This is a genomic window from Rhizobium sp. rho-13.1 (assembly GCF_007000305.1).
Classification (GTDB): Bacteria; Pseudomonadota; Alphaproteobacteria; order Rhizobiales; family Rhizobiaceae; genus Rhizobium; species Rhizobium rhododendri.
The window spans coordinates 1-14,250 of the sequence record NZ_SCFL01000010.1; the positions used below are offsets into that span (position 1 = coordinate 1).

Sequence of the window (14,250 nt, forward strand, 5' to 3'; positions counted from 1 at the left end):
CGAAAGGACTGATGGCCGATATCCGGCTGCCGCCCGCAACCTGACAGGCTTGCAGCGCCCCGTTTGTTCATTCGTGGCTGCGAATATTTCAGAACATCAAAGAAGACACGACAATACACAAATGTCGGATGGTCATTCCTGAATCTTAGCTCGGAGACTATCTTTCTATGCCAACAATCAAAACCTTTTTCGCGATTGCATTTGCGTGTGCAGTGACTGCCGGATGTACGACGACCGGTCCTGTCGTCTACGACGGGCTCGCCTCAGCGTCGGTGCTGAAACCCAATCCCAATGACCAGAATGGTCGCGAACCCTTTGTTTTCCGGGGCGACATCAGCTTTCGACAATACACTAGAATGATCGTTGACCCCGTGACTGTCTATGCCGGCGCCGACGCTCAGTTTGGCAAGGTTTCCGCCGAGGACAAGCAGGCTCTCGCGCGCTACATGCAATCGGAATTCACCGACAAGCTGAAAACGCGGTTCTCGATCGTGACGGCTCCGCAGCCGAACACACTCAGGCTGCACCTAACGCTCACGGGCGCGAAAGCAAATACCCCCGTGCTCGGCACGCTTTCCCATTTCGACGTCGCGGGCGGCGTCTACAACGGCGTTCAGGCAGTCCGAGGGGGCGAAGGATCGATGACGGGATCGGTCAACTATGCGGTCGAGGTCTACGATGCAACAACGAGCCGCCTGCTGCTTGCCTATGTCAGCAAACAATTTCCGGGAGCAATGAATATCGGCGCTAGCATGGGATCGATGCAAGCTTCGATGGTGGGCGTTGAAAAAGGTGCGGACGCGCTGCTGGCCAAACTTCGCTAGTGCCGAGCACCCTCAACTAGCCCCGACCGAAGCCGTTGCCCCCGGCAGGGTCAAAAACCGGATCCTAGCCGTAGCCATCGGCGAAAAGCGTATCCGCTATCTCAGTTGGCGGCGCGTCGGCGAACACCGGAATAGATGAGCGCAGCCGCGACGACCAGCAGACCCTGGAAGAAATACTGGAACGTTTGGCTAAGCCCGAGGAAGGTGACAGCGTTCAGAACCTCGGTGAGCAGGACCGCACCCAGCAAGGTTCCGATAAACGTTCCCCGGCCGCCGGTGAGGCTGGTGCCGCCAAGGACCACAGCCGTGATGCTTGAGAGCGTATAGTTGATCCCCTGGCGTGGATCTCCGACGCCAATTTGCGTCATCAGCATGATTGCGCCGAGGCCGGTGAGCAGCGAACAGGCGATATAGCCAGCAATGAACGTCAGGTCGACACGGATGCCGGCCCTGCGCGCCGAATGCTCGTCAGAACCCACGGCACGCAGCCGCCAGCCTGCCTTTGTCTGGCGCAGCACATATTCGCCGCCGACCGCGATTGCAACCAATGCGAGGAAGGCGACCGGGAAAGGCCCCCACTGCCAATTGACCCAATCGGTGACGGTCGCGCTGATGTAGCCATCGGGATTGTCGCGCAGCAGGAAGCTCAGCCCCTGTATGGCAATATACATGGCCAACGTGGCTGCGATCGGCGTAAAATTGGCAAAGCGGATCAACAGCCCGTTGATTGTACCGGTGATGAAAGCACCGGCAAACATCAGCACGAAGCCCGCCAGCATCATGACGGAGGATTTATCGTCATTGATGAAGAAGGAGGCGACGACGACGAGGAAGCCGGCGAGCGGGCCGACGGAAAGATCGATGCCACCCATCAGCAGCGCGACGGTCTGCCCGAGGGCGATGAACCCAAGCGCCGTTGCGAGAAGAAAGATATTGTAGATGTTGTAGATCGAAAAGAAGTTGTCGTTCTGGCTGTAGACATAGAGCCCGAGCAGGATTGTGACGAGCGCAAGTGGCACAGCAGGTGCGTTGTCAGACTGCAGGAAATGACGGAATGCACTGGTCTTTTCAACAGCCTTGGAAACGCTGGCGCCTCCATGGGTACTGGCATTGACGGCAGCAGCAACGATGCGTCCTTCGGTGACGTCGTCGCCGGTCAACGTCGCAACGAGATGGCCACGCGACATGACGATGACCTTGTCACACAGCCCCTCGAGTTCGACGGCATCCGAGGAGTTGACGATGACCGGTGTGCCGCGGTCGGAGACTTCGCGCAGGATACGGTAGATTTCGAAGCGGGCACCGACATCCACGCCTTGCGTTGGCTCGTCGGCAATGATGAGGCCGGGATCGGATAGCATTGCCCGAGACATCACAACCTTCTGCTGATTGCCACCGGAAAGCGACAGGATGGGCGCCTCCAAGCCGGGTGTCTTCACCGCAAGCTCGCTGAAAATCGCGTTGACCTGCTCGAGTTCCTTTTTGCGGCTCATGACGCCGCCGACAGAGAATTTTTCGAGAGCCGAGAAGGTTGCGTTCTCGCGCACCGTGAGGCTGCTTGCCACCCCTTCCACATGCCTGTCGGATGGCATGAAGGCTGCTTCGCGCAGCAATTCGCTCTGCGTCAGCTGCCGACCACGCAGCGTGATAGTCCCTTCCGCTACATGCAACCCTGCAAGTACGCGCATGAGTTCCGGCTGGCCGTTACCAGCCACGCCGGCGACGCCGATGATCTGGCCGCGCTGCATGTTGAAACTGATGTCTGTCAGCTCCTTTGAGCTGATGCCGCTAACGGAAAGGCTGGTTTCGTCCTCTGCCCGCTGCGACTTTGGGGGAAAGGCCGATTTCAGTGTGCGCCCGACGATCATGTTGACGAGATCACCGTCGCTGATGTCCCGCACCATTTCCGCACCGCGCACCTTGCCATCGCGCAATACCGTGACACGATGGGCGATCTGCCGAAGTTCTGCCAGGCGATGGGTGATATAGATGACCGCTGTGCCGGCGCCCGCAATTTCGCGGATACGTCCGAACAACATGTCGGTCGAATCCTGGTCGAGGGAAGCCGTCGGCTCGTCGAGGATGAGAACCCGTGGCTTCAGCGCCAGGGCCTTGGCGATTTCAAGCAGATGCTTCTGCGCCACCGTCAGGCTATCGGCACGCATGACAAGCGGCACTTGAAGCCCGACCGTATCGAGAACCTCCTGGACGACCTCCTGCGGCGACCGGCCGGCAAAAACCGAAGACGGAAGCGCCACACGCAGATTTTCCATGATTGAAAGATCTTCGAGAATGGCCGGATGCTGGAAGCAGATACCGATCCCCAGCGACTTCGCAATCTCGGGTGTCAATTGCTGGAGCGGCCGACCCTCGAAGCTGATTTCGCCGTCGGTCGGACGCAACGTGCCGGAGATGATATTCATCAGCGTCGATTTGCCGGCGCCGTTCTCTCCGAGAATGGCGTGAACTTCGCCCTTGCAGAACTCGACGTTCACATCGCTGAGTGCGGGGATGGCAGAGAAATACTTGGAGATACCGGAGAGACGGATAATCACGTCTCTTGTCTCCGCCTCGACCGCTTTAACGCCTGTTTGCAACATCTGTTATCCGTCCTCGAAAACTTGCCCCGGAGAGTGTTCTCTCCGGGGAAATCCATGCCTGTTCGTCGGTTACTTGGTGACCGCCTTGGCCTGGTCTTCTGCCGAAAGTGCGGACGACAGATAGATTGAGCCAGGCAGGTCCTTGCGGCACTTGACGGGGTTCGGCGTGCCGGAGACCGAGTCTTCGAATGCGGGGGCCTTGAAGATTTCGTCCTTCGGCTTCTCTCCGCCGGTTGCAAGCGCAATGGCCCATTCTACGGCAAGCCGCACGTTGTCGTTGCCGGTCGCGACCGTGAACAGCTTGAAATCAGGGTTCTTGGCCTTGCTCTCATCGAACAGGCAACCCAGCGAATTGCCGTCGGATGTCGCCAGCGCCGGGATCGACTTGCCCTGCTTGGTGAATGTCGGCAGCGCACCTACCAGCGACGGGCCGAAGTCCGACACGATAACGTCGATCTTGGCATTCTTGGCAATTTCCGCCGTCAGAACCTTCTGGGTCAGAGCCGGATCCCAGTTGGTGACCGCGAAAGGCTGCGGGTTGACGAAGACATATTCCGGACCGAGAACGCTCTTCAGGCCCTTGAGTTCATCGAGACCCTGGCTGTTGCCTGCCGGACCGCTGAGGAACAGCAGGTTACCGCCCTTGGGGAGGATACCCTTGATCCAGTTGCCCCAGGTCACGCCATCGTTCTCGAACGACGAGCCTATGAACTTCGAATAGTTGACGCCCTCCTTGCCGCCAACGGCGACCCGGTACGGCACGATGACCTTGCCGGACTTGTAAACGCTGGTGATGGCCGGAAGCACGGCAGGGCCGGCGTCGCCGAACACGACCAGTGCGTCGATACCCTTGGCCGCCATGCCCTTGATGTCGGAAATCGACTTTTGCGTATCACCTTGGCCATCTGCATATTCATATTTGGTAATGCTCGGGCAGAGATCGACGACCTGCTTGCCCGATGCCGTCGTCACCTGACGCCAGCTATTGCCTCCGTAGCCGTCGAGCAGTGCCAACGAGGCCTTTTTCGGGCCGCACCACGAGGGCGTCTCGGCCTTGGCAAGACCCGCGCTGCCAAGCGCCATGACGGCGGCGGCAACGGAGAGCGCAAAGCCCTTCTTGAATGTCGAATGTTTCATGTTTTTCTCCTCCACAGTTTTTCGTTCAGGTCGCTTTTCTTACGTTTCTTCGCCAACGCAGCGAGTAAACACCGATGCCAAAACCCAGGGCCAGCGCCTGGATGATGGTCTGAGCCGAATACGGAACCCCCACTGACAGGGCGAATTGGCTCAATTGATTGAGAAAGAAGGCCGCGATGACAGTCGAGATCGGGAAGCCCCGGCCACCCAGCAGCGAAGTGCCTCCCAGCACGACGACCGCGACAGACGGCAGCAGAAGCGTGTCTCCCTGAAACGCGGTTGGCTCGCGGGTGATGCCGGCGATCAGGATGCCGGCCGTGCAATAGAGCAGCTGCGCGAAGACATAGGCCATCATCTGGTGGACACGAACGCGAAGTCCGGCGGCACGACCGGCCGGCGGGCTGGCCCCGATGGCCTCGAAGCGGCGCCCGACCAGTGTTTTCTTGAGCACGAACGAAACAACCACGGTGGCGGCAAGCGCGAAATACACCGCATTCGGAACCCGGAAGGTCTCACCACCGGCAATCTCCGCAAGGAGGTTCGTCGTGATCGAGGGAACCCCGCCCGACGTGGCAAAGACTGCGCCGTAAAGCAGCGCATTGACACCGATCGTCGCAATGATCGAGTTCAACCGGAAGAAGCTGACGAGGATTCCGTTCGCGAAACCTGCAATGAGGGCCATCCCGAGCGCGATCAGAACTGCCTGATAGAGCAGCGCATCGTTCTGCTGAGGATAGTGGGTGGCAACCACGACGGCAAGCGAGACGGAGCCGGGAAGTGAAAGGTCGAATCCGCCCTGCTGCACTACGAGCAGCTGCCCGAGACCGACGACCGCGATAATCGCTGCGAACGGCAGGCTTCCCGACAGCGCTCCCCAGGAGACACTCGAGGGCGCGAATACCTTGCACACGACCAGCAGCAGGACAGTCGAAAAGACGACCGTCATGAAGCTCCGCGCCATCGGGATCCGAAACAGGCTTTGCTTCTGCAAGCTGGTCGATGTCATCGAGCTTGAGTTCATCTCAGCTCACCTTTCTTGGAATCGCTCACGAAAAACACCTCTGCTGCCCGGGCGGCCTCTGGTCGTATGCTGAAAAACTCGGGCACCCGGGATACGCGGATGCGCCATGCCGGAACGACCACGCATGAGCCCACGCGCCTGACACTACCCGCGGTTACTCGTGGGCATTTACTGCCAATCCTGAATTTTGTACTTCACGCGCCTGAGCGGAAATGTGCCTATCGCTCGAAAGCACGGTCATTACCTGCAGTTTCAATTGTCCGGCGCAATTGCAGGCAGGCGAATTGTAGATTTGGTCGTCCATATCCATGCTCCTCCAAGCAACTGCAAAATAAAGTCACAGAACAAGAGACCTTCCCTTTCGAGAAAGCTACGGCTTCGATCTATTTGTTGAGGTAAGGGCACTCCTCCCAACTCCTCGCCTCCACCTTTATGCATTTTGAAGCGCGAGAAAACATCGAAGATGTCCGGATTGGATAAGGCGCATTTTCAAAGCTTGATCGCTGGAATTTCATGGAAAGAAATCAAAAACTTGGGTGCATCTCCGCCTGCGTATCGAGGCGGCACAAACCCGACCATCTGGACTGTTTCATCAATAGACTTGCCCTGGTCGGCAGCTGTCATCTCTTGCCGGCAGCCTCATAAGCCTCGATCAGCAGCTTCGAATTCTCCGGCCTAGCTTCGAGCGTGCCGTTTTCGATCTCGTAGGCGATTTCCATGACACGCTGGTTCACCGGAGCCGGCAGGCCGTGCGCTTTCAGGATGTCCACGACCCAGCCGTTGACCTCCTGGATCTCGGCACGACGCCCTTTTCGCCAGTCCTGCAACGACGTCGTCAACGTGTCGGCCTGCGAGAAGACCGTCAGCACTTCTTCGAAGATTTTGTCGACATAGCGCTCCGGGTCGTTGGTCGTGACCGGCGGCATGCCTATGATGGGCACGATCCTGGCGCCATCGGCGAGCGCCGCATGCATGGCCTCGTAGCCGGCGGCACGCATCGTCTCCAGCATGCCGGGAGTTCGTGCTGCGTCTCCGAGCGGCAGATTGATGATCGCCGAAGGAATAAGTTCGGCCGCGTTGACGATGAGCTTCATCCATTTCGCCGAACGGATATCGTCCGTGACCTCGACCGTGCCTGCATTGCGCAGCAGATCGGCAACGGCCTCGACCCTTGGCTGCGTCTGCGGATCGAGCGCGCCGAGAGCGAACCAAGAGGTGTCGTGGTCGTTCTGACGGTTGGTGACACCGGGCACCCACATGTTCGAGGCGATCTCGATCACCGCGCCGATGGTCCGCTCCCGGCCGACGATCGCAGCAATATCCTCATGGGTCATGCCATTCTGCAGGCCGACAACCAGACCGTCTGGCGCAAGGACCGGCTCAATGAGCTGGCAGGCCCACTTCGTATCGTAGGCCTTGACCACCAGGAAGACGACATCGAAGGGTTCCTTGATTTCCGCTACCTGGCAAAGATGCAATGCCGGAACTTTGGCATTGATCGTTCGCGTCGGCAGGTTGACGGTGATGCCATGCTCGCGGATTGCGGTCACGTGATCCGGCCACTGTTCGATGAAGGTAACGTCCAGGCCCGCAAGCGCGAAATCTGCGCCGATGGAAGCGCCTTGCGCGCCCGTACCCAGAAACGCGATCCTCGGACCGCCCTTTTTATCCCAGCTCATGCGGTATCTCCTTCGGGTATGATCGCGCCCGGTCGTCAGCGCATGTGAGAGAGTTCATTAGCCTCGTCTCAGGGGTCAGGGGATGTAGTCGACCTGATAACGGTCCGTGCGGACCCCCTCGAGCTCGTTTCTGACCTGCAGGTGGGCCGGATGCTCCGCGTATCCCTTCAGATCGGCCTCGCTTTCGAATTCGGAATACAGCACCACGTCGCAGGCGTAGGAAATCCGGCTGATATCGATGCCGATCTCCAGCGTCCGCAAGCCCGGGACCTTCCCGACCAGACCCTCGAACTTGCGCTTGACCTTCCAAGCCGCCTCTTGCTTTTCCGCGGCAGTGACACCGCGGACGTTCCACATGACGATATGTTTGATCATCGTTTCTGTTTCCCGGGTCAGCTTGACGACGCAGACGCGCCTGCTGGCCTTGCGCCCTCATAGGCGCGAGACAGCAACTGATGGAGACCATCCTTTTCCAATGTGCGCGGGTTCCAGTAGGCATTGGACATAGCCTGCTCGAGCGCCGCATCGATCCCGTCGCCGGGCATGCCCAGTGACTTGAGGGCCATATCCGCACCGAGACCAGAGGCGAGATCGAACAAGCCCGTCGCCGCATCGTCAGCGCCGAGCGCTCTGGCAATCCGCGCCATCGCTTCCGGTACCGCTGGCGCGTTGTAGGCGACGGCGTGCGGCAGGACAGCGGTGTGCATTGGCGCATGCGGTAGGTTGAACATGCCGCCGAGGGTGTGGCAAAGCTTGTGGTGGAGCGCCATGCCGACGGAACCCAGGCAGACGCCGCAAAGCCACGCTCCGTATAGCGCATCGGCTCTTGAGTCGGCATCTTCCGGGTTTTTGGCGATAACCGGCAGGGCGCGCGAGAATGCCGCGATCCCCTGCTCGGCCAACAGCGAAATGATCGGATTGGTTTCGCGCGCGTACAGTGCCTCGACCGCATGGGCCACGGCATTGAGGCCTGAAGTGACGGACATTGAGACCGGCAGTGTTAGGGTAAGGTCGATGTCGTAGACGATCACCTCAGGCAGAATGCGCGGGTCTGACTTGGTGACCTTTCGACCATTCTCCGTTTCGCCAAGGATCGGCGTCGCCTCGGAGCCGGCATAGGTGGTCGGCACCACGATCTGCGGAATATCGGTGCGAAAGGCGATGGCCTTTCCGAGCCCCGTCGTCGATCCGCCGCCGATTGCCAGCACCGCGTTGGCCTTCAGCCGCTCAACTTCACGCATCGCATCGACGGTCACGTCGACTGGCGTGTGCATTTGCGCCTTCGTGTAGATGCCGGCAAAACGCGGTCCGAGATGATCGGCCACGGCCCGCGCCTGTTCGGCCTGCTCCGGCGTCGACAGAACGAGTACCTTGTCGGCTGACAGACGGTCCGCCTCTTCTCCAAGCCTTGCGATCGTGCCGTGCCCGAAGATCACGCGCCCGGGATTGGCGTTATAGGTGAAGGCCTGCATCGCTATGCCTCCAGCTTCTGCTGCGGCGTGACCAGCACGAAGTCACAAGTCACGGCCTCGAACGGATTGTCGAAGCCGAGCTCGGCAGCGCGCTTCGGATCGTCCAGCTTGCCGAAATCGGCAATCAGGTCTTCCTTCACCCCGAAAACCGCATCAGAATGAAGGTAGGGGCAATCCGGCGTGAAGATATGCGTTGTGATGGGCTCGAAGCCGGCAGCCCCGACGATGAAGTGGATGTGGGCTGGCCTGAACGGATGGCGCCCCATCTGGCCGAGCAGCTTGCCAACAGGGCCGTCATCGGGGATCGGATAGAATTTTGGCCGCACCGACTTGAACCAGTATGACCCGTCGGCATCCGTCTTGAAGATGCCGCGCAGATTCATCTCGGGCTGCAGGCCCTTCTGCTGGACATCATAGAAGCCCTCGTCGTTGGCTTGCCAGACATCGAGCATCGCGCCGGCGATCGGCTTTCCGTCGGTATCGGTAACGCGCCCCCGCACCAGCAGCGGTTCGCCCTTGCCATCCAGACAGATATTGGCGCCATTCTCGTATTGCGGTGCGTCCATGACATGAAACGGACCGAGCACTGTAGTCTCAGTCGCCCCGGATGGCTTGCGGTTGTTGATCGCATCGACCAGCATGGAAACGCCAAGAATGTCGGAAAGCAGGATAAACTCCTGCCTCCATTCGTTGCAGATCTGGCCGGTTTCGGTCAGGAAATCGATGGCCATGCCCCATTCCTGCTGATTGGGCTCCACCTCCTTGACGAATGCATGCAGGTGGCGGATTGCTGCGCTCATGACCTCGCGCAGACGCGGATCGGTTTTACCGGCCATCCGTGCCAGGACCACCTCGACCGAGCTCTCCTCGGAGAAGTATCCGCTCTCGGCGTCGTGTTTCGTCTGCTGGTCAATCATTTCCGTTGTCCTTTCCCATGAGCCCCGCGGCACGATCCGGTCGCATCCGTGAAGATTTGGCCGTTCCCTGATCGCCGCCGCGCGAGGCGGCGGTCAGTTGTTCAGGAGAGTGATCTTGATGCTCTTGGTTGCGTCCTTGCCGAAGCTGAAAGCATCGACGGCGTCCGTCAGCGCATAGTCGTGGGTCTGGATCGGCGAAAGATCGATCCCCGTGCGTTCGAGAAAACGGATTGCTGCAGGCCACACGCCCGGCGAACCGATGCATCCCCTGACGGTCAGGTTCTTCATCTGGATCTGGCCGATGACGACCGGCACCTTGCGCCCGATATTGATCCCGACCATCGACATGCGGCCGTCTTCCCGTGCGTAGTCGAATGCCGCAGCCAGCGATGCATCGTGACCGGATGCCTCGACAACCAGGTCGGCGCCGTGACCGCCGGTCATTTCGCGGATACGGTCAGCAGCTCCCCCATCGGACGGATCAAGCGCGGCGTCTGCCCCGAGCCTCAGGGCCACGTCGCGGCGGGCAGCCAGCGGGTCGACCACGATGACGCGTGCGCCCATGCCGATGGCAGCCGCTGCGGACACGAGGCCGATAGTGCCGCCGCCAGAAACGACTACGGTCTCGCTGGCATTGGTGCCGCCGGAGCGCAGCACCGCGTAAAAGCCGCATGTAAAGGGCTCAATCAGCGCCGCCTTCTTGTCATCGACGGCTTCCGGCAGCTTGTGCAGCCATTCCGGATTGACGTTGAAGAATTCGCGATCGGCGCCGCTCATCGAAAATCCAAAGTGATGAAGGCGGTCCGGCGTGCGAACCACGCATTCGCCGACGACGCGGTCGCCGACCTTGAAGCCGGTGACGTTGCGCCCGACCTCGACGATCTCGCCACTCCACTCGTGACCCGGCGTCACCGGATAGGAGATCGGGATGATGTATCGTCCTGCGAGCAACTCGTAGTCCGAGTGACAAATGCCGACAGCGCGCGTGCGGACGAGCACTTCGTTGGCAGAAACCTCCGGCATCGCCACATCGACGATTGCCGGCCTGTCAGGGGCCTCGAATACCAAAGCTTTCATGACACTCTCCCTGTCAAAGTTGCTCGACGACGCCGGAGCGTGCGGAGCGGATAATCGCTTCGAGAAGCGCGATGTTGTTGATCATCTCCTCGCCGCTGATCGGATATGGATCGGTGCCGCGCACGGCTCGGGCAAAAGCTCGCAGGTTGTCACGAACCGGCTCGGCCGGTGCGACTTCGCGCACGGTGATGGGCTTGCCCTTCCAACCCTCGGTAACGATCCAGCCGTCCGGCGACTCGACGTGCGCCTTGTCGCGTACCTCGATCCAACCCAACGTCCCGAACACCGCGAACCGCGAGATGAAGGGTGTGGCCAGCGTCGCGGACACATAGGCTGAACCGCCGTTTTCGAAGCGGATATGGGCGCTCATCGTATCCCCCTGCGGGATCTCCGAAGCGAGGTTCTCGCAGATGACACGGACATCTTTTGCGGGCCCCATCAGCTTCACCGATAGGTCGGTCAGATGGATGCCGGTTGCCGTCATGCCACCGGCAGGCGCCTGCTCCGCGTTCAGCCGCCAGTTCGACGGATCGAGCGTGAGGAACTTGTCGTGGCTGAAATTGGACTCGATCTGCAGCAGACGACCGAGCTTGCCGCTATTTGCCGCCTCGAGGATCTCGGCAATCGGCGGCTCGAAACGACGCTCGTGGCCCATACCGAGAACCAGCCCGGCATCCCGGCACAACGCCACAGAGGTTTCGGCATCCTTCCTGGTCATCGCCAGCGGCTTTTCGCAGAACACGTGCTTGCCGGCAGCCACTGCCTCGGCAATCTGCTTCTGGTGTAGGGAGTGGGGCGTTGCGAGGACAACAGCCTCGATGTCGGGATCAGCCAGCGCATCGGCGAGATCCGGGGAGAATTGCAGGCCCATTTCGCCGGCGAAGCTTTCTGCCTCCGGGCTCGGATCGACAGCACGAACGAAGTGCATTTCCGCACCCCCGGCATTGACCAGTGTCGCCATCTTCTTGCCCCACCAGCCGAGGCCGACGATGGCCGCAAGCACCGGCTTGTTTTCGATCATTGTCATCTGTTGTCCACCCGCTTGCTGAAGGGATGGATATTCACCGACTTCCAGACGCCGGCTGCCGTGAACGGATCGGCCTTGTTGAAAGCCACGATCTCTTCGATGGTGTCTGCCTCAAACAGGAACAGCGAACCGATCATCGTTTCGTTGTCATCGGCGAGGAGAGGCCCCGAAATGATTGTCTTGGTCTTTGCGGCCCCGAGATAGGCCTTGTGCGCTTCATAGTTGGCAAGCCGCTTTTCCACGGCGCCCGGATGGTCCAGGCAGTGAACGATATAGTGCATGACAAAACCTCTTCGTTGTTCAGGCGATCGAATAGCCGCCGTCTATCATCGGAAATTGACCCATAACGCGGCCGATGGCTTCGGCAGTTACCAATGCGACCGCCTCCTAAATGCGGCCGCCGAAATCCAATGGTCAGTGCTCCGGTCAAGCCTTCATGTTGACGAGTATCTTCATGTGGGACGCATTGGGATCGAGCAGCGCCTCGAAGCCCTTTTCGACGACGTCGTCCGGAGAAATCTGCGCGGTGACGATCTGCTCGACCGGAAAGATGCCGGAACCAATCATCTGCGCGATCCTTGGCCAGATCGTCACTGGGTAGCACCAGGTCGCCTCGACGGTGATGTCCTTCAGGGCCCAAAGCATCGCATCGATAGCCGCCGGCTTGACGTGCAGACCAACCTGCACGACCGTACCCTGACGCTTGACGGCCCTGGCACAGAGGTTAAGCGAAGCCTCCGCCCCGACACATTCGAGCGCCACGTCGACGCCGACGCCTTCCTCGGTGTGCTCGCGGAACAGCGCCTCGGCATCCACTTCGCGCGGATCGAAGACGATCGCTTCCGGCACCAGCTTCTTGGCAAGGGCGCGGCGGTTCGGGTTTAGTTCGGAAACGAAAATGGTCGTCGCACCGGCTGCCCGCGTCGCAAGCAGCACCAGCGCACCAATCGGGCCGACGCCGGAGACCAGCACAGTGCTGCCTGCCTCCACGCCGCCACGATCGACGCCGTAGAGAGCAACCGCTGCAGGCTCGATCATGGCTGCCTGCACATCGCTGACGCTGTCCGGCACCGGAAAGACATTGTAGCTGTTGACGACCGCCTGTTCCCCCATGCCGCCCCATTCCCAGGACAGGCCGAAGCAGGCCATTTTCTCGCTGAGATGATACAGTCCCCGGCGACCGTAATAGTCGTCGCGGGGCGAGATCAGCGGCTGGATCGAGACGCGCGATCCCGGCGCGACGTGCGTCACGTTCTTGCCGACAGCCAGGACCCGGGCAGACAGTTCGTGCCCGAGGATCTGCGGCAGGACCGCGCCGGAATAGACGTGCGGCGTGCTCGGCGTGACGATCGGTCCGGCAATATATTCATGCAGATCGGTTCCACAGATGCCGCAAACCAGCGGCTCGATGAGAACCATGTCATCGCCCAGCGGCCCGGACGGAGCGGGTACGTCTTCGACGCGAATGTCTTTCTTCGAATAGTATCGAACGGCTTTCATACGGAAATCCTTTCCAGTGGGGGCGGCGTTGAGGTAATCTCTCGAGGAGCTCTCGCTGCCAGCATTCAGGTGGGAGCAGCGGGTGGCGGCCGCACCTCCCGATATCATCAGATCAGAACCATTCCTCCGTCCACCATCACCGTCTGCCCGGTGATGTAGTCGGATCCGGCCGAAGCCAGGAATGTGGTAACGCCGGCGATATCCTTCGGCACGGACACACGCCCAAGCAAGATCGACTGCGAGAATTCGTTGATGGCCTGATCCGGCTGGGATGTCAGGCCATGCTCCATGAACTCCCGGTCCAGCTGCTGCCAGAGTTCCGTCGCAACAACGCCCGGACCAAAACAGTTGACCGTGATTTTGTGCTCTGCAAGTGCCCTTGCTGCGGCCTGCGTGATGGCCACCACCGCGAACTTCGATGCGCAATAATGCGCAAACAAGGGATAGCCCTGCTTACCTGCGATAGAGGCTGTGTTGATGATTTTACCGCCTGTACCTTGGGCTATCATCGTCTTGGCAGCCTCTTGCGTGCCGATCAGAACACCGAGACCATTGACCTTCATGATGCGGTTGAAATCGTCTTCGGTGACATCGAGGAAGGGGCATGTCTGGCTGATGCCGGCATTGTTGAACATCACGTCCAGCCGGCCGAAATGCGATACGGTCCGGGCAATCAATTCCTTGACACTCGAGCGGTCCGAAACGTCCACGGCAACACCGAGCGCATCGCCGCCTTCGGACCTGATAGTGGCAGCAACGGCATCAGCGGTGGCTGCCACAAGGTCTGCAATGACGACTTTCGCGCCCTTGGATGCCAGGTCGCCGGCAATACCGGCGCCGATGCCCCTGCCGGAACCCGTGACGATAACGACCCTGCCCTCTAGCGATTCAGTCATCCAATCCTCCTCCTCCAGTCCCGAATATCGACGACAGGCAACGGTGCCGCATTACCGAAGTAAAGCGCGCCAATTTGCAAAATTGTCGGTTCGTGTTCCT

Annotated in this window: 14 protein-coding genes; 1 reads left to right on the top strand and 13 read right to left on the bottom strand. The window is 60.0% G+C overall.

Annotated elements, in window-relative coordinates:
* Window positions 1–167 precede the first annotated feature (167 nt).
* The gene (locus tag EQW76_RS20035) at window positions 168–824 is read left to right on the top strand and encodes a DUF3313 domain-containing protein (RefSeq protein ID WP_142831001.1); all 657 of its coding nucleotides are present in this window, start codon (window positions 168–170) and stop codon (window positions 822–824) included.
* 101 nt (window positions 825–925) lie between these two features.
* On the opposite strand, the gene EQW76_RS20040 is transcribed toward EQW76_RS20035, so the two are convergent.
* From EQW76_RS20040 to EQW76_RS20095, 13 genes are all read right to left on the bottom strand, one after another.
* Window positions 926–3,379: an ATP-binding cassette domain-containing protein gene (locus tag EQW76_RS20040; protein WP_203452799.1), complete on the bottom strand. Its 2,454-nt coding sequence runs from the start codon at window positions 3,377–3,379 to the stop codon at window positions 926–928.
* Between the two features lie 114 nt (window positions 3,380–3,493).
* On the bottom strand, window positions 3,494–4,561 hold the full coding sequence (locus tag EQW76_RS20045) for a substrate-binding domain-containing protein (RefSeq protein ID WP_142830999.1): 1,068 nt from the start codon (window positions 4,559–4,561) through the stop codon (window positions 3,494–3,496).
* Between the two features lie 25 nt (window positions 4,562–4,586).
* Window positions 4,587–5,582 carry an ABC transporter permease gene (locus tag EQW76_RS20050; RefSeq protein ID WP_202617186.1) on the bottom strand — a complete coding sequence of 332 codons (996 nt, stop codon included), beginning with the start codon at window positions 5,580–5,582 and terminating at the stop codon, window positions 4,587–4,589.
* A 154-nt stretch (window positions 5,583–5,736) separates the two neighbouring features.
* Window positions 5,737–5,886: a hypothetical protein gene (locus EQW76_RS29065; RefSeq protein ID WP_153816488.1), complete on the bottom strand. Its 150-nt coding sequence runs from the start codon at window positions 5,884–5,886 to the stop codon at window positions 5,737–5,739.
* A 316-nt stretch (window positions 5,887–6,202) separates the two neighbouring features.
* Window positions 6,203–7,261: a ketopantoate reductase family protein gene (locus tag EQW76_RS20055; RefSeq protein WP_142830998.1), complete on the bottom strand. Its 1,059-nt coding sequence runs from the start codon at window positions 7,259–7,261 to the stop codon at window positions 6,203–6,205.
* Window positions 7,262–7,336: 75 nt separating this feature from the next.
* On the bottom strand, window positions 7,337–7,636 hold the full coding sequence (locus tag EQW76_RS20060; protein WP_142830997.1) for a Dabb family protein: 300 nt from the start codon (window positions 7,634–7,636) through the stop codon (window positions 7,337–7,339).
* A 17-nt stretch (window positions 7,637–7,653) separates the two neighbouring features.
* Entirely contained in the window at window positions 7,654–8,733 is a 1,080-nt protein-coding gene (locus tag EQW76_RS20065) for a maleylacetate reductase (RefSeq protein ID WP_143123101.1), read from the bottom strand.
* A 2-nt stretch (window positions 8,734–8,735) separates the two neighbouring features.
* Window positions 8,736–9,650 (bottom strand): intradiol ring-cleavage dioxygenase, encoded by a 915-nt coding sequence (locus EQW76_RS20070; protein ID WP_142830995.1) that lies wholly within the window; start codon window positions 9,648–9,650, stop codon window positions 8,736–8,738.
* 93 nt (window positions 9,651–9,743) lie between these two features.
* The gene (locus EQW76_RS20075) at window positions 9,744–10,727 is read right to left on the bottom strand and encodes a zinc-binding dehydrogenase (protein WP_142830994.1); all 984 of its coding nucleotides are present in this window, start codon (window positions 10,725–10,727) and stop codon (window positions 9,744–9,746) included.
* 13 nt (window positions 10,728–10,740) lie between these two features.
* The gene (locus tag EQW76_RS20080; RefSeq protein WP_142830993.1) at window positions 10,741–11,754 is read right to left on the bottom strand and encodes a Gfo/Idh/MocA family oxidoreductase; all 1,014 of its coding nucleotides are present in this window, start codon (window positions 11,752–11,754) and stop codon (window positions 10,741–10,743) included.
* Window positions 11,751–12,035: a YciI family protein gene (locus EQW76_RS20085; protein ID WP_111221658.1), complete on the bottom strand. Its 285-nt coding sequence runs from the start codon at window positions 12,033–12,035 to the stop codon at window positions 11,751–11,753. Before EQW76_RS20085 ends, EQW76_RS20080 begins: the two co-directional genes overlap by 4 nt.
* A gap of 145 nt (window positions 12,036–12,180) precedes the next feature.
* Window positions 12,181–13,254, bottom strand: coding sequence for a 2,3-butanediol dehydrogenase (locus tag EQW76_RS20090; protein WP_142830992.1), 1,074 nt, complete (start codon window positions 13,252–13,254; stop codon window positions 12,181–12,183).
* 107 nt (window positions 13,255–13,361) lie between these two features.
* Complete coding sequence (locus EQW76_RS20095) at window positions 13,362–14,150, bottom strand: glucose 1-dehydrogenase (RefSeq protein WP_143123102.1); 789 nt, start codon at window positions 14,148–14,150, stop codon at window positions 13,362–13,364.
* Window positions 14,151–14,250 lie beyond the last annotated feature (100 nt).